Here is a 16,378-nt window from a genome sequence, read left to right as displayed (position 1 = left end):
TATACACGGTATCATCTCTGCTGCCGTCATCCACTAAAATCACACTATCTACCGTATGGTGGGGCAGGTCGTCGTAAGTTGTTTTAAGGGTTTTAGCCGCATTATACGCTGGCATCACCACAACTACACGGCGCTGGAAGAGAGTAGGGTTAGGATTCATAAACTCCATTCAAAATAAATTGGTAGCCAAGCAGACCTTTGAAACTTGATGCGAGGAAGGCATTGAAGGCATGAACCGGAAACAATAACTTCCCTTCACCAAACAGAGGATGAACCAGCGGCAGCGGTACAGGAGTCACACCAACAGACTGTAGACGAATTCCACAGTCTAAGCAAAGCTGACGTGCTGTCCGCAGTGTAAAGAAGCGGAGATGGGTGCGATCTAAAATGCCTCGATCAGCATAATCAAATCGTCCTAATAATAAACCCAAGCGAACATACAAATGCGCAACATTGGGTAGAGAAATAATAATTGGTGTTCCCGGCTTGGCATACTGGTGCAACAAGCGATTCAGAACCACATCAGGATCGGGCAAATGTTCTAATACATCAGCCAAAACGATCGCATTGGGGGGGTGCTCTAGGGGCAGATCAAACTTAGTATTCAGGTCGGCTTGATAGACCGCATCATAGTGCTGCCTTGCTTGAGCAACTAGATCCGAATCATACTCTACCCCGATCAGCCGAAAATACGGTTCGGGCAGAAAGGGTCTGAGGAAGCCAGCGGCACAGCCAACGTCCAAAACTGTATAGGGCTGAACTGAAGCGATCGTAGCCCACCGTCGCAGCAATGTTGAGATCTGGGAATGCGACGAGTACCGATCCTGCTTAAACAGATAGGGAGAATCTCCTTTCATGGCTGCCAAATTACATCACTCACCACTTCAATGACTTTCTACCTGACGATGACCAGACCGCCTATCTACGACACTGCTTCTAGCACAGGGGTCGCCGCTGTTGGTAAAGAGCCTAATTTCCTGGTGCAGCCAAAGGGATGCCAGGAGGTTCGGTACACAACGGTAACAGAATCAGTAAATACTTTACACAAATTTTGTGGTTGAGCGTTAAGAAAGTTGAAAATTAATGTTCGTTGTGCCAGAGGCAACTGATCAGGATGAACGACCAGATAGCCAATTTGTTCCTGTTGAATCGTTTTCTTGAGGTCTGCGGCGATCTCTGGACTTGGAATCACTGGCTCACCTGCCAGCAAGCGAAATAAGGGTGAGTCAGTGTAGTGCTGAAACACCTCTAGCCCATCCCGGGTCAGCATACCACTTAGCGATCGCTTATGATGCTCGACTGCATACTGCTGCAATGTTGCTCCAGTACCCAAGGTTTGCTCCGAACTCAGTGATTTCAGCCCAAATGGAACCTCCAAAACAGCATAATCTCCCCCTTCCTGACCGATCGCGGTATATGCGGTTGAGTCATTCCAGGGAATCGTTGGGGGAGCAGGCTGAAGTACAATCGCCAGGATCAAAATCCCTACGGGTATGAACGGCAGTACAACTCGAAATGCTTGTCCCTGCCGTTGTTTAGTTTTCCAGCACACTGGTAAACAAACCGCGACTAACCAACACCATCCCATACTGGCAGAAGCGAACCAATCTACAGGAGTGAACCAGCTTCGCAGATCTAGTAACCAACCTGTTGCAGCAACACATCCTAAGACTAAGGTCACACTAGTAATGCTTGCCCATGACAATACTTCATTTATCGGTTCGATGAGAGTTCCAGAACTGATACGATTTGAGGTCACCATTCTCCAGTTCAAGCCAACTAATCCCATTAATCCTCCCCAGAGGATTACCATCAGGATAATTCCAGCCGACCACTGCCATATACCTGCTGGCAACGTGATCGCTTGAGACTCTGGAGCTAGACTTGCCCAGGTTTTTAGAATGCCTGGTAAGGGATACACCATAATCACAGCAAGTACCACAAGAGTCTGCCACAATACCGAGTTGAACAACCAACGACGATCGCCTGGGACAGAGCGGAACAACCCAATCGCAATATAGGGTAGCCACACAACCAGGGCTGATATAGCAAGTTGAACACTGGTAAAAATAGCCCCTAAGCCAATTAATGCCAGTCGCCAGCCCAAACGGTTTGGGTGAGGGGTTGTCCGCATAACGTCCCATGCCCAACATCCCAAGGGAATCCAACCTAAAGCCATCAAATCTGGTCTTCCCTGGAACAACTGATAGGTCATGACCGGACTAAATGCCCATAACACTGCACAAAAACTTGCCCAAAACCTAGGTACCTGGCAATATCCAAGATAGGCAAACATTGACCACCCTGTAAAAAGGATGGCAATCACATAGAGTAGGTTAAATGCTAGAGGCGCGTTAAATTGCAGCCCTCTTAGTCCGGCATAGATCAAACTGCCGATTGGAGATAGGAATAACAACAAATTTTGCTGAAACGGAGTCGCCACATAATCAGTGATCATCCAATCGTAATTCAGCCAGATAGCACGTTGCAGCCACCATAGTGACCAAACGGTAAAACTGCTACTCTGACCAATTAGACCAATCGCGAACTGACCAAGCACTTGCCATAACCATAGTCCAGCAATTATTACTAAAGGTGCGATCGCCCATCCAATCGCATAGGTGCGCTCAAACAATTTGCGCCATAATCTCAAATTGCCGGATAATTTTGTGAACTTGTTATTAAGTATAGACAAGCGATTCATGCCTCATTCTGCTGATACGGTTTCTGTATATCGTCGCACTCAACGGCGCTCTCTACTCATTACCATGCTGATCTATTGGATATTGGTAATGGGTATCTGGGGAGTTTTTGCCTTTGATCGTGGGTTGCCCTTTGAAACCAGTTTTCCTGTTGCCTGTCAGAACAACTTACACGATTGCTTGAATTATGCAGATGAATTACGCCCATACAATAGTCTGTTCTTAGGATTAGGATACTTGCTTGGGTTTGATAATGGGAGCTATGTCACTTACCAACTGTTATATGGCTTTCTATGGTGGGGCAGAGGAGTCTTAATTTACTTAATCTTCCGCCGATTATTTCCTGAGTCTTCCCTCTTCAGTTTTTTAGTGGGAGCATTGGTCATCGTCCATGCTTCTGATGGAGCACTCAATTGGATTGGACAACTCCATCAGTTTGGTTTCATCTTTTTGTTTATCTTAGCCGTTTATCTCTTACTAGAAAGTTGGTTAGCTCAAAGGGCAAGTCATGCTATCACTTTTCTAGTTTTATCTCTACCCGCACTTTACGTTTCATTGTGGACTTATGAAAGTCACTTTTTCCTGGTTATAAGTATCCCAATTCTTCTATTTGTACTGCGACCCAAACTGAATCTACGTTTCATTGCCACAATGGCTATTTGGTATATCATTCCTACAGTTTATGGCTGGTTACAATTTCAGAAGTATCTGATTGCTAAAGTGAATAATTATCAAACTTCGATCGCTCGAGCAGATCTAAGTCTAAACACTATTCTTACAGATATTCAAGCTCACATTTGGCAAAGCCTACAATTTTGGAAATGGTCAAACACCTTATCTATCTATAGCATCGGAAAACTGGCTCCGGTGGTCGCTCTTATATGCGTTTTCGCCTTCGTCATTGGAGCTTATCTTCTATCACCTAACTCAGGATTTCTAGGACTACAATTACCTCCAACTCAATCCTTATGGACTTGCCTTAGCTTAGGTTTTTTATTCCTAATTCTGAGCCTACCGATCTATTTACTAATCGCTGGAAATACAATGTTTTGGCGTACTCAAATGCTGCCAAGTGTAGGAGCGGCTATCTGTTTAGGGTCAGGGATATGTTTGTTGGCAAAAATTTTACCAAAGAAGAAATATCAACCTTTATTTGTTATTATTGCCTGTACCGTGATCGTGTTTTCAGGAGTACGTTCAGGTGTAGCTCTACAAGGTTTTCATGAATATCGCTGGCAAATCCATCGTGCTGTCATGGCTCAGGTCGCTCATCTAGTCCCTAGCATCAAAGACAATACAATGATTTTGCTGACTAATATGCCAAAAGCCTATGAAAAAGATCCTTTTGGTGCTGCAATGTGGTTTGACTTCCCCATACAGTTGCTCTATCCTCGCCGTACAGTTGTCGGTTATTTTATATATGAAAATGGAGATTCAGTAACAGACAATCCGTGGAGCTTTACCGCTACAGGGATGGAGTGGCAACGAAAAGGAATGCCTCAGAAGCTTGACAAAGTTATGTACAGCCAAATCATTGCCTTGCAATACAACTCAGACAGTCAAATTTCCCTACTAGAGCAGTTTCCTCGCGAGCTTTTACCTCAAGCTTTTGACCTAACGGGTTATAACCCGCTACAAAGGATAAAGCAAGAATTTATCCCCGATCGCTCAATTCGGATGTTTGCTAGGTAGATAGATCAATTAATTCTACTACTGCTTTCTAATCTCAAATGGATTCCAGGGCGACCTTAGGCTTGAATTCACAGTTATACTGTTTACGTTTGTTGCTGGTGAACTACTCCTATTATCTTTTAGGTGGTTCAGAGTTTAACCTTTTGTCCAGTTTATGCGAGCCACTGCAAACGCTAAGTTTCAGCAATGATTTCATTATTTGAAGCTTTCAAAATCTAGACTTAATTTGTTGCGTAATTAACAACCATATATGACTAGCCTCCTAGAATCATCTGATCTTCAGCCCACATTAATACGTCGGTCATTAACAGTAACATTAATTGTTTACTGGATATTAGTTATGTGTATATGGGGAGTTTTTGCCTTTGATCGTGGGTTGCCCTTTGAAACCAGTTTTCCTGTAAACTGCCAAAAAGGTTTGTACACCTGCTTAAATTATGCAGATGAATTACGCCCATACAACAGTCTGTTCTTAGGATTAGGATACTTGCTTGGGTTTAATAATGGGAGCTATGTCACTTATCAACTGTTATATGGCTTTCTGTGGTGGGGAAGAGGAGTCTTAATTTACTTAATCTTCCGCCGACTATTTCCTGAGTATTCCTTCTTCAGCTTTTTAATTGGAGCATTGGTCATCGTCCATGCTTCTGACAGAGCCCTCAATTGGATTGGACAACTCCATCAATTTGGCTTTATTTTTCTGTTTATCTTAGCCGTTTATTTCTTATTAGAAAGCTGGCTAGCTCAAAGAGTGAGTCATGCTATTACTTTTCTGGTTTTATCTCTGCCCATACTTTACGTTTCATTATGGACTTATGAAAGTCATTTCTTCTTGATTACAAGCATCCCAATTCTTCTATTCATACTGCGTCCCAAACTGAATCTACGCTTGATTGCAACAACTGTTGTTTGGTATATCATTCCTACAGTTTATGGCTGGTTACAACTTCAGAGATATTTAATCTCTAAAGTAAATACTTACCAAACTTCGATCGCTCGACCAGATCTAAGTCTAAACACTATTGTTACAGATATCCAAGCTCACATTTGGCAAAGCCTACAATTTTGGAAATGGTCAAACACTTTATCTATCTATAGCGTCGGAAAACTAGCTCCAGTGGTCGCTCTTTTGTGCGTTTTTGCCTTCGTAATTGGAGCTTACCTTATATCACCTAAATCAAGCTTTCTAAGATTAAACCTGCCTTCAAATCGAGCCTTATTGACTTGCCTTAGCTTAGGCTTCTTCTTTCTAATCCTGAGTTTACCGATCTATTTGCTCATCAATAGAAACACAAGTTTTTGGCGTACTCAAATGCTGCCAAGTGTAGGAGCGGCTATCTGTTTAGGGTCAGGGATATGTTTGTTGGCAAAAATTTTACCAAAGAAGAAATATCAACCTTTATTTGTTATTATTGCCTGTAGTGCGATCGTGTTTTCAGGAGTACGCTCAGGTGTAGTTCTACAAGGTTTTCATGAATATCGCTGGCAAATCCATCGCTCTGTCATGGCTCAGGTTGCTCACCTAGTTCCTAGCATCGAAGACAATACAATGATTTTGCTCACTAACATGCCTAAAACCTATGAGAAAGATCCTTTTGGTGCTGCATTATGGTTTGACTTCCCTGTACAGTTGCTCTATCCTCACCACAAAGTCGTTGGCTACTTTATATATGAAAATGGAGATTTGGTGAGGGACAATCCGTGGAGCTTTACCGCTACAGGGATGGAGTGGCAACGAAAAGGAATGTCTCAGGAGCTTGACAAAGTTATGTATAGCCAAATCATTGCCTTGCAATACAACTCAGACGGTCAAATTTCACTATTAGAGCAGTTTCCTCGTGAGCTTCTACCTCAAGATTTTGACACAACGAGTTATAGCCCACTACAGAGGATTAAGCAAGAATTTATCTCCGATCGGTCAATCCGGATGTTTGCTAGATAGACGAGTTAGTCTCTAAATAATATTTCTGTACAGACCTTTACCGTGTAGTTACTAACACCTTTATAAACTATAAGAACGATGTTACTATCAACAATTTTTTACCCACGACTAAAAAAAATAGTGCTCAAATTTAGTCCCAAATCTAAAGAAGAAGCTTTCAGCCTTTTTATTTTACTTGGCATTATCATATACTCCTCCTGTATTGCCGCCTATCCTAACCTTACATTACCTTGGTATTTCAACACTGAAGAGTTCCCTTACATTCAAGAAGTTTTAAGATTTATCAAACTCGACTTTAGACAGCAATTTTTTGATATTCCTGGCACACCATTAATGTTCCTAGGAACATTAATCTGGTCAGCTTACTACCGAGTCTATCTAATCCTTGGTTTAACAAATCAATCTCATGGAATCCGGTACTTTTCATTTGAGCATTTGCAATCTCTTTACTTGCTCATGCGATTTATTTCCTATTTTTTCTATGTTCTTTCCATAGTTCTTGCCTATGCAATTGCTCGACGGCTTACCAATCCTATGGGAGGGTTAGTTACAGCTCTTCTACTGGGAGTATCACCAACTTATGGATCAACAATCACTCATTTACGGATTGAACCAACTAACCTTAGTCTAGTGCTTTTGTCTGTTTGGCTTATCCTTAAAGCACTAGATACTCAGTCCTATAGAATCTATCTTATCAGCGGCATCATTGCTGGATTGGCGATGGCAGCCCGTTTTCAGTCTATGTTAGCGATCCTGCCAATTCTACTAGCCTACTGTATTGTTCAGCCAATTGTATTTCTACGAAAAGGGTATCGCTTATTAAACATTGTTTTTTTTGTCGGCATCGCTTCAATCATTTTAGTAGGAGGTTATTTAGCGTTACTTATCAAGCTCAATATCATTGGTAGAACAGGTTTGACTGACCTATTGTTGTTGACACTTAATGAAGAAATATATCCCAGGGCAACTTCGACAGTTCAGAAACTTTGGTTGATTTTATTTGCAATTATAACCACGATTATTGTTCTATTTTTAATTCCTCAAACTAGATCCTTTTTCAAAAAAATTATTTTCTCCTCAGCAACTACTGTTTGTTCTGGATTTGCAATCGGTTTCTTGTTAGGAGTGCCAACAATCCTCTGGAGCGGGAACTATTTTTTAGCCTCGATCGAAATGTTTATTGAAAGGAATAAGCTAGGACAGGTGTTTATCCATAACTTATTCGATGCAATTAAGTTCTTCTTATTTGGCATTAATGTTTGGGATTCTAAAACACCTGAAATTCAATCTGGAGAAATCGGAATTATATATACATATTTACAAGGCTTTCTACTAGTTGCTGGAATTTTAATTATTTTAATTAAGCGAAAGAATCTTCTTTTCCCTATATTAGCGACTGCAACTATTGGAATTCTATCCCAATATGGAAAACTACAAACAACCAGACATTTAGTTGCGTGGTTACCATACTTTCTGATTATCATGGCTGTTCCAGTTGCAAAACTCTATGATTGGTGTTGGCTCTGGCTAGAGAAACGGGGTTATCACAACAATAAACAGTTTTTTCAAGCCTTCAGCTTGTTAACTCTAACAATTATTTTTATCATGACTTTCAAAGTTCAAGTTAGTTCTATTAACTTGGTTGCCAAACACTTTCAGGAAAAATTAGTTCTATTTCCACAAATGGAGCAGTGGATAGCAGAAAATATAGCTGAAAAAGACATGATTTTTCACACTTGTTGTGAGCCAATTAATCAAGATGTCATCTTAGATTGGATGAAACTAAATGGGGTTAAAATTCCATCTGGTATTAAGAGAAGCAAGCGTTCCAAAATCTGGTTTGGCGATAAAGAGGCGTTAATACAAGCGCAAAAAGGTTATATCATTATTTCGGCTAATACATTTCCGGGTCAGTACATCAACTATTATAAAAAAATGAGACCATCTAGTATGGTTGACCCATTTAACGACAAACATTTTTTACTTAGAAAAATTATCGATCCAGGAACGCTAAGTACATATCAAATCTATTACTTCGATTTTCAAAAGGAATCTTTGAAAAGCTAGAGATAAATCACAGAGTTAGGATACTGAATACAAAGCATCCTATGATTCTATTTCCCAACTAAAGAGCACGTAACTAGTGAAAGGGCTAAAAATCTCTACTAACTTTATTTCGATCTATTCTTTGTAATGACAGAATTTCTGTCTCTGACCTACCGTTAATGATGACTTCTGATAAATCTTGTTTTGTCATACCCCAATCGTGATCGTTGACAATAAAAGGTTTACCTGTTTGCTCCATGAGTCGAACGATCGCATCAAATTGATCCATAGTTAATTGGGGGATTTGGAGTTTTTCCAGCCGTTTGTTTAAGGATTGGTCGCGTTCTGCTTGGGGGGTCCAACCAGAGGCATGTTCGATGTGATAAACCCGCATTGGCTCAGGCAAAATCTCTTCCGCAATCCCGGCGTAGTGGGCGATATATAACAACACGGAATCTAAATGCATGGAGAAGATTTCCCATTCTGGATAGCCGCGAATGGCGAACCAATCCGCTTTGGACATTAACGTAAAATCGCCACAAGCATTAGTGTGCAGCTTCGGATATTGCCATAACGGCACAGGAATTTCTTCGATTACCGGTTCGGGTTCAACGATCGCTTCCGGTTCGGGAGGGGGCGGTGGCAATTGTTTCGTTAATAGACCCCGATCGATCAGCCATTCTGTCAAATCCTTCGGTAAGGTTTTAAGAATGGCATCTCGGACAGGGGTAGGCAATAGCTGCTTGTAAATTTTCCGCAGTCTGGCTAACCGGGGCAGGGCGGATTCAGGAATTGATTCATACCACTTGGGTAGTGATACTTCTGGTTCAGCAACCGGTAAGACTGGCTCGATGATCTCGGCAATGGGAATAATTTCTGGTTCAACGGGTTCTAGCTGGAATTCTTCAATGCCGTCCTTGTGGCAAATGCGTAATAAATTCTGACTACAGTAATTTAGTTGCTCTGCGATCGGTGCTTCTAGCGGCACATCAGCGGCGGCATCATGTCGATCGATGCGGTAGGATTTCCCTGGCTGTAGTTGTCGAGCGGCTAGCCAACTGAAGAGTTCGTCAGAAAACAATAAATCAATATTTGTCGCTAAAATAAATTCTCCCTGTGCCCGCCGAATTCCAACATTCTTTGCCAACATTTGAAACAACGGCAAGGATTGGGCATAGCGAAGCTGCTGGTGCAGTTCTGGCGGTACTTCCACAATTCGCACCACACAGGGGCTATCCTCTACCGGAAAGGTTAATGCCTCGCTCAGGTGGGGGCGATCGGGTAACGGATTCCACTCGACAATCAACAGTTCCGTATCCAACTGATAGCGCCGCGACTGTTCAATTAAGCCATTCACAAAGATTTGCATCCGGCGGAGCATGTTGCCACCGTGATTATCATTGCGGGCCGTTGCTACTACAGAGAGATAAGGGGTGTGGGTCATAAAAGGGTGGTGAGTCCAAAGGGTCATTCAACTAGCGAATGCTACTGTTCCGTAATCACCAAACAGCGCTTAAGATTTTTTCAACTATTCAGAAACAGAATATGGGGTGATTTAACAATTGGCAAGCAGTTGGGCGATCGCATTCAACTGCACCCACTGCATCCATCCCCATGACGGTTCTGGTGGTTGTATCGTTCCAGTTTTGAGCCGCTATGAGTCACAATCTTGAACCCTGGCAAACATTAAGTAGTGAGGATATTTATGTTTCTGATCCCTGGCTAAGGTTGTCTGTAGAACAGATTCGATTGCCTGATGGTCGAATTGTCAATGGGTATCACCGCGTCCAAATGCAAGACTATGCCACCATTTTTGCCCAGGTTCCCGATGGTCGGGTGATTGTATTACGGCAATATAAGCATGGGGTCGGTCGAGTCAGCCTGATGTTACCAGGAGGCGGCATTCATGATACAGAAGATCCCCTAGAAACCGCCAAACGGGAATTATTAGAAGAAACAGGCTACACTGCCGAAAACTGGCAACCTCTCACTCGCTTCGTCAGTAGTGCTAATTATCGCTGTAGCCACGGGCATATCTTCACAGCCTGTAATGCCCAAGCGGTGACTGCTCCAAATTCCGGCGATTTAGAGGAGATGGAAACGGTACTGATGACTCCGACGGAACTTTTGAGTGCCGTACAGCAAGGTGAAGTGATTGTGCTAGGGGCGATCGCGGCGATCGCGTTGGCATTAAACCCCTTATTTCGCTAAAGCTACCTCCATCACCGATTTCTCTTTCGGTGGGGTTGACGAGGGGAGTGGGGTGGAGGATACAACCAGAAGTTTAAGATCTGCGTTAGCCAGGGTAGAACCGGGTAGGTTAACAACGCCGAAACCAGCATCACAGACAGGAATAGTGCCAGTAAGGGTGGCAGATCTTTGACCAACGGTTTCAGCAGTGCATCTGCCAGCAAAATTAACGGATAGACTCCCAAAACGCCCAAAATTACCTTTTTGTAATAGGCAGGTTGGGGAAAGGGTTGCTCGGCATTCGGCGGTAAGGTAAACCAGAGTTCCAGACCATCGGGTAATTGTTGGGACGATCGACTGACAAACAAATGCCGTACATTTTCGACCCATTGTTGATAAATCTCCGAGGTTAACCAGGCTTTGAGCTGCTCATAGTGATTAAATTTAACGATCACAACATATTCCGCATGGGCACGATCGCGGGGACGAATCACTTCCACCCCACGAAAGCCAGGAAATTGACGAGCCGCCTGATTCACTTCTTTCACCCAACCCTCATACTCCTGAAGGCAGTCAGGCTTTACAACCTCTGAGATCACCAGGGTAATGGGGTCAGAAGACTGATCAGGATGCGGCATCGGCATAATCGCGGTTGGAAGGGAATGCCTACTATTGTTAATCCAAGTTCGCGATCGCAACAGTACATTGAGACAACTTCCGCACCCTGCCTACATTAACGGCTGGATTGGGCGGTGAGGGTAATACCGGACATCCCCCAGGCATGGAAGAAGCTGCGAAATAATTCCTGACTGGCATCTGTGAGATCGCCATTGCCATCGACCTTACCGCCGGAGATGATCGTGCCGCGATCGGTTTGGAAGACCAGGATTAAATCGCCGTCATCGTCGGTCTGGATGAATAGTTTGCCGTTGGCTAACACTTGTCCCGCGCTACTTAAAACTGCACACCGCATGGCTGATTTGATTCCCCTATGTTGTGTCATCCCTACCCGAAAGTAGGGCGTATTCCAGCATAGAGGAACACGGTCAATAATGGGCAGTCTGGGGTAAGTCAGCTAACCCCCCGCTTCAGCGATCCAAGTTGTCTCCCTCATCTGCCTCATCTGCCCCAACTGCCTCATCCGCTTTCTGGCAAGCAGATTAACCCCATTCCGACAGTGCCGAGTCGGGATTGACCAGACGCAATAGCTTTTGCTTGACCTGGGCATCGAAGACGCTCCACTTCATCTTGGCGTATTCGGCATTCTCGGTGAAGCCGGAGAGGAAGCCGAGGGGAATTTCAAAGCCCCCCGCTTGCAGGCGACCACCGCCAAAGAATTCGCCCTGGGTATCCCGACCGAAGGCTTCTTTAATGAATTCATCAGGATCGAGGGTGATCTTGGTGGTACGGAGGGAGCCGACTACGACTTCAATATCTTCGTCTTCATCGTGGACAATGCCATAGACGACCGCCGTATGGACATTTTCCTCTGTCACCAAAAAGTCAGCCGCTTGAGGGATAGCATCCCGATCGTCGTAACGCAGATACCCTACCCCGGCGATCGAGAAGTTGTTCCGAACGATGCGGTTTTTCAGCGATCGCTCGATTACATCCATCACCTGTTTCGAGCGGGCGGAGAGCAGAACCGCATTGAGCAGTTGAGCATCATAGAAGCGGCTGAGATAGGCGGCGGCAAGGAAATCTTCTTCCTGAGCTTGTCGCAGGGCGTTAGTATCCGATCGCAGCCCATGCATCAATGCTGTGGCACATTTAACATGCTCGTTGGAATTGCTATCGAGCCGGAGTAAGCCAGCCTGGAGATACTGGGTCAGGATGGTGGCAGTGGCGCGGGTGTAGGGACGGATATCAATAAATTCGGCTTTGATATCGCCCTGCATACTGTGGTGATCGATGACCACTGTGATCGGTAGGTTGGCTTCTAGCAGCGCGGGGACGAGTTCGCTAGTAGTGCCCTGGTTATCAATCAGCACACAGCCCTGGTAGACTGAGAGGTCGCGACCTTTATTAATCGGTTGGATCCAGCGTTGCACAGGCAGGTTCGTGAGCTTGACCAGGGCAATGTTCTCCTGGTGGCTGAGGGTGCCTGCATAGATAATATCGGATTGAATCTCGTACTTTTGGGCGATCAGCTTATATGTCCATGCCGAAGAAAGCGCATCGGGGTCAGGAAAGTCTTGTAGAACAACAAGTTGCCGTTCTCCCCGGTGACGTTCTAACGTTTGGCGTAGGGCTTCCACTTTTTGGCTTTGTTCTAGCGATCGGGGAATATCGTAAGCAAAGGGCTGAGCAACAGGGCTGGGAGATTCTTGGATCGGCACAACGACTGGCTGAGAGGTTGCTTCACCCGGAAGTGAGCGTGGGTCTTTGGGATCAGTCTGGGTCGGAAAGGTTTGAGTCAACACACTATTTTGATGGTCGAGCAAGTCAGTTTGCATAAAGAGTCATCACAGGTGAAGAGAGTGGCAAGGGATTCTAGCCATCGTTGCTACACGCGCTCCGTTGTAAGTCAGCGACTAAAAAATTAATCAGTTGTTAACCGACTTAGATCTGATCATCGCAAAAAAACCGGAAAACGTCATAAGCCATGTGATGCATCTCTAAAGATAGAGAAAGCTCTATAGTTGGTGTGGCTCGACGTGATGTACGACTCCCCAACTGACTACCCAGCAAAAACCCCCTACAAGGAAATGCAGAGGGTTAAATGCCGATCACGTATTTGCGCCATTCCTGGTTGACACCGTTCTTTAAGTGTTTAGTCACCTCAAAGTACAAGCCACTGTAGGGTTTGCGCGGGGAAGTATGTAGGGGCATGTTGGCTTCTTTGGGGGTGCGGTTGCCTTTTTTGACGTTGCAGCGCACACAGGCAGTGACGATGTTTTCCCAGGTGTCGCCGCCGCCTCGCGATCGCGGGATGACATGATCGAGGGTGAGGTCATCTCCGGTATAGCCGCAATACTGGCAGGCGTGTCCATCCCGATGGAGGAGATTTTTGCGGGTTAAGGCAATTTCTTTGTAGGGAACCCGGACGTAATGGCGCAGTCGGATGACCGTTGGCAGTGGAAATCCTGAGTAAACATACTTACCATTATGTTCAACCTGTTCAGCTTTGCCTTTTAGGAGAAGGACGATCGCTCTACGCCAACTGGTAATGTTGAGCGGTTCGTAGGAGGCATTGAGTACAAGGACTTTGCCCATCTGATTCGGTTAGATCAAATATTTCCCCAGATGGTAGCACATGAGACGTACCGAGTGCGGAATTTGTCAAGGGAGGGGATGCGGAAGTCTAACGCCCCCCTAGCCCCCCAATTCTGGGGGGATGCGGAAGTCTAACGCCCCCCTAGCCCCCCAATTCTGGGGGGAACTGGATTTCTACGATATGAATGATACGGGCTAGAACAGATTGCAGATCAGTTAAGACTTCTTCGTTGGTAAATCGGAGTACATGATAGCCAAACGATCGAAGCTGTTCTGTGCGGGCATTATCATAGGCTGTTTGTTGAGTATGAACACTGCCATCTACCTCGATTACTAATTTGCAGGATGGACAGTAGAAGTCAACAATGAAGCGTCCGACAGGATGTTGACAGCGAAATTTGAGTCCAGCAAGCTGCCGTTTTTGTAAAGCACCCCATAATTTGGCTTCGGCAGGAGTGAGATGGTGGCGCAGATAACGAGCGGCTTGCTCTGTCTGCTGATTCGTACCCCGAATCCTAGAAGAATCTTTTGGCATCAGTAGAACGCTGACATCATTTTTCTAGAGTGCCCTGAAATTATCAAAGTTCCCCAGAATTGGGGGATTTAGGGGGCTGCTCAGTCTCAAACTTAAATAGGGCAGACTAACCATTCTTCTTGCCCCCCTAGCCCCCCCAATTTTGGGGGGAACCAGTCAATTCAAAGTCCCCCAGAATTGGGGGATTTAGGGGGCTGCTCAGTCTCAAACTTAAATAGGGCAGACTAACCATTCTTCTTGCCCCCCTAGCCCCCCCAATTTTGGGGGGAACCAGTCAATTCAAAGTCCCCCAGAATTGGGGGATTTAGGGGGCTGCTCAGTCTCAAACTTAAATAGGGCAGACTAACCATTCTTCTTGCCCCCCTAGCCCCCCCAATTTTGGGGGGAACCAGTCAATTCAAAGTCCCCCAGAATTGGGGGATTTAGGGGGCTGCTCAGTCTCAAACTTAAATAGGGCAGACTAACCATTCTTCTTGCCCCCCTAGCCCCCCCAATTTTGGGGGGAACCAGTCAATTCAAAGTCCCCCAGAATTGGGGGATTTAGGGGGCTGCTCAGTCTCAGGTTGCAACAGATCAGTTCTAACTTATGCTGTAACTCTGATTAAGAGGACGTTAGGGTGAGGATAGGGAGGCGGGTGGGGGAAAAGTCATCCGTTACGTGATTGACCAATTGGGAAAGGGCATTTATCCTGGCAGCGATCGCTGTTTGGTGTGTTTGGTGTGTGAAGGAGTGATTGACGATGCTGAGTTGGGATCAGAGTTCGAGTATTGCCAGGATGCGGCAGGATCGGGCGTGGGTAGAGGTGGATCTGGGGGCGTTGGCGCATAATGTCCGGCAGATTCGGGGGTTGTTGGGCAGTCGGACGGCGTTGATGGCGGTGGTGAAGGCAGATGCCTATGGACATGGGGCGACGACGATCGCGCAGACGGCGTTACGGTCTGGGGCGAGTTGGTTAGGGGTGGCGACGATTCCGGAGGGGATTGAACTACGGGAGGCGGGAATTGACGCGCCGATTTTGGTGTTGGGGGCGACGTATACGGCGGAGCAGATTCGGGCGATCGCGCGGTGGCGGTTGCAGCCGACGTTATGTACGCCGAAGCAGACGTTGGTGTTTGCGGATACGCTGGCGCGGATGTCTTCTACCGATCGGTTATCGGTACATCTGAAGTTGGATACGGGGATGTCGCGGTTGGGGACGTTGTGGACGGAGGCGACGGAATTTGTCCAATTAGTGCAGCGATCGCCGCAGTTGCAGATTGCCAGTGTGTATTCGCATTTGGCGACGGCGGATGATCCAGATCCGAGAATTATGCGGCAGCAACAGCAACGGTTTGACTCGGCGGTGGCGGCGATTCGGGCAGCGGGAATTCATCCTGCGAAGTTACATTTGGCAAATTCGGCAGCGACGTTGGCGGATGCGAGTCTGCATTATGATCTGGTGCGGGTGGGGCTGGCGATGTATGGGTTATATCCAGCGCCCCATTTGCGGCAGGTGGTGGATTTGCAGCCGGTGTTGCAGGTGAAGGCGCGGGTGACGCAGGTGAAGACGTTACAGCCGGGGACGGGGGTGAGTTATGGGCAGTCGTTTGTGACCGATCGCGAGATGCAAATGGCGGTGGTGGGGATTGGTTATGCGGATGGGATTCCCCGGAATTTGTCGAATCGGATGAGTGCGTTGATTCGGGGGCAGCGGGTGCCGCAGATTGGGGCGATTACGATGGATCAAATTATGTTGGATGTCAGCCGGGTGCCGGAGATCCAAGCGGGTGAGGTGGTGACGTTGTTGGGGCAGGATGGGCAGGAGGCGATTTCGGCGGATGATTGGGCGGCAACGTTGGGAACGATCGCTTGGGAGATTTTGTGCAGTTTTAAGCATCGGTTGCCCCGGATTGCGGTAAGTCAACCTTTGACAGATTCTCCGGCGTTATCGAATCCGTCAGCGAGAGGATGAATCTGCTTTAAACTTGCGAGAACATATAGTTGCGAGTCTCAAGAAAACGGTAAGGAAGGAACAATTCCAAGTGGTGTTCCTTCCTTTTTTTATGGGTAATGGG

Annotated in this window: 14 protein-coding genes; 5 read left to right on the top strand and 9 right to left on the bottom strand. The window is 45.9% G+C overall.

The genetic code is table 11. The features are described 5' to 3' along the window. The 3 genes from ACN4EK_RS16060 to ACN4EK_RS16050 form a co-directional block, all read right to left on the bottom strand. A partial coding sequence (locus ACN4EK_RS16060) for a glycosyltransferase (protein ID WP_431659028.1) occupies window positions 1-115 on the bottom strand: 115 nt, incomplete at its 3' end. A gap of 34 nt (window positions 116-149) precedes the next feature. Next, the gene (locus ACN4EK_RS16055; RefSeq protein WP_431659026.1) at window positions 150-857 is read right to left on the bottom strand and encodes a class I SAM-dependent methyltransferase; all 708 of its coding nucleotides are present in this window, start codon (window positions 855-857) and stop codon (window positions 150-152) included. A gap of 65 nt (window positions 858-922) precedes the next feature. Further along, entirely contained in the window at window positions 923-2,704 is a 1,782-nt protein-coding gene (locus ACN4EK_RS16050; RefSeq protein ID WP_431659025.1) for a hypothetical protein, read from the bottom strand. Between ACN4EK_RS16050 and ACN4EK_RS16045 the strand changes: the two genes are divergently transcribed. The 3 genes from ACN4EK_RS16045 (at window position 2,703) to ACN4EK_RS16035 (ending at window position 8,403) form a co-directional block, all read left to right on the top strand. After that, entirely contained in the window at window positions 2,703-4,394 is a 1,692-nt protein-coding gene (locus ACN4EK_RS16045) for a hypothetical protein (protein ID WP_431659024.1), read from the top strand. The two genes, ACN4EK_RS16050 and ACN4EK_RS16045, sit on opposite strands and share 2 nt — an antisense overlap. A gap of 340 nt (window positions 4,395-4,734) precedes the next feature. Beyond that, entirely contained in the window at window positions 4,735-6,336 is a 1,602-nt protein-coding gene (locus ACN4EK_RS16040) for a hypothetical protein (protein WP_431659023.1), read from the top strand. A 78-nt stretch (window positions 6,337-6,414) separates the two neighbouring features. Further along, entirely contained in the window at window positions 6,415-8,403 is a 1,989-nt protein-coding gene (locus ACN4EK_RS16035) for a glycosyltransferase family 39 protein (RefSeq protein ID WP_431659022.1), read from the top strand. Window positions 8,404-8,488: 85 nt separating this feature from the next. Here ACN4EK_RS16035 and ACN4EK_RS16030 read toward each other — a convergent pair whose 3' ends face one another. Next, complete coding sequence (locus ACN4EK_RS16030) at window positions 8,489-9,826, bottom strand: hypothetical protein (protein ID WP_431659021.1); 1,338 nt, start codon at window positions 9,824-9,826, stop codon at window positions 8,489-8,491. Window positions 9,827-10,038: 212 nt separating this feature from the next. Here ACN4EK_RS16030 and ACN4EK_RS16025 point away from each other — a divergent pair, with 212 nt between their 5' ends. Beyond that, window positions 10,039-10,593 (top strand): NUDIX hydrolase, encoded by a 555-nt coding sequence (locus tag ACN4EK_RS16025; protein ID WP_431659020.1) that lies wholly within the window; start codon window positions 10,039-10,041, stop codon window positions 10,591-10,593. Window positions 10,594-10,604: 11 nt separating this feature from the next. On the opposite strand, the gene ACN4EK_RS16020 is transcribed toward ACN4EK_RS16025, so the two are convergent. From ACN4EK_RS16020 to ACN4EK_RS16000, 5 genes are all read right to left on the bottom strand, one after another. Continuing rightward, a complete protein-coding gene (locus ACN4EK_RS16020; RefSeq protein ID WP_431659019.1) occupies window positions 10,605-11,216 on the bottom strand; it encodes an antibiotic biosynthesis monooxygenase in 612 nt (203 codons plus the stop codon). Window positions 11,217-11,305: 89 nt separating this feature from the next. Beyond that, window positions 11,306-11,545: a hypothetical protein gene (locus tag ACN4EK_RS16015; RefSeq protein ID WP_431659018.1), complete on the bottom strand. Its 240-nt coding sequence runs from the start codon at window positions 11,543-11,545 to the stop codon at window positions 11,306-11,308. Window positions 11,546-11,732: 187 nt separating this feature from the next. Next, on the bottom strand, window positions 11,733-13,028 hold the full coding sequence (locus ACN4EK_RS16010; protein WP_431659017.1) for a DHH family phosphoesterase: 1,296 nt from the start codon (window positions 13,026-13,028) through the stop codon (window positions 11,733-11,735). Window positions 13,029-13,290: 262 nt separating this feature from the next. Then, a complete protein-coding gene (locus ACN4EK_RS16005; protein WP_431659015.1) occupies window positions 13,291-13,788 on the bottom strand; it encodes an HNH endonuclease in 498 nt (165 codons plus the stop codon). 142 nt (window positions 13,789-13,930) lie between these two features. Then, entirely contained in the window at window positions 13,931-14,323 is a 393-nt protein-coding gene (locus ACN4EK_RS16000; protein WP_431659014.1) for an endonuclease domain-containing protein, read from the bottom strand. 740 nt (window positions 14,324-15,063) lie between these two features. Here ACN4EK_RS16000 and alr point away from each other — a divergent pair. Continuing rightward, window positions 15,064-16,275 (top strand): alanine racemase, encoded by a 1,212-nt coding sequence (gene alr, locus ACN4EK_RS15995; protein WP_431659012.1) that lies wholly within the window; start codon window positions 15,064-15,066, stop codon window positions 16,273-16,275. The last annotated feature ends 103 nt before the right edge of the window (window positions 16,276-16,378 follow it).

Source organism: Pantanalinema rosaneae CENA516, assembly GCF_050753385.1.
Taxonomy (GTDB): domain Bacteria; phylum Cyanobacteriota; class Cyanobacteriia; order Leptolyngbyales; family Leptolyngbyaceae; genus Pantanalinema; species Pantanalinema rosaneae.
The sequence above is the reverse complement of the archived record's forward strand: the minus strand, read 5'-3'. Positions and strand labels throughout refer to the sequence as shown.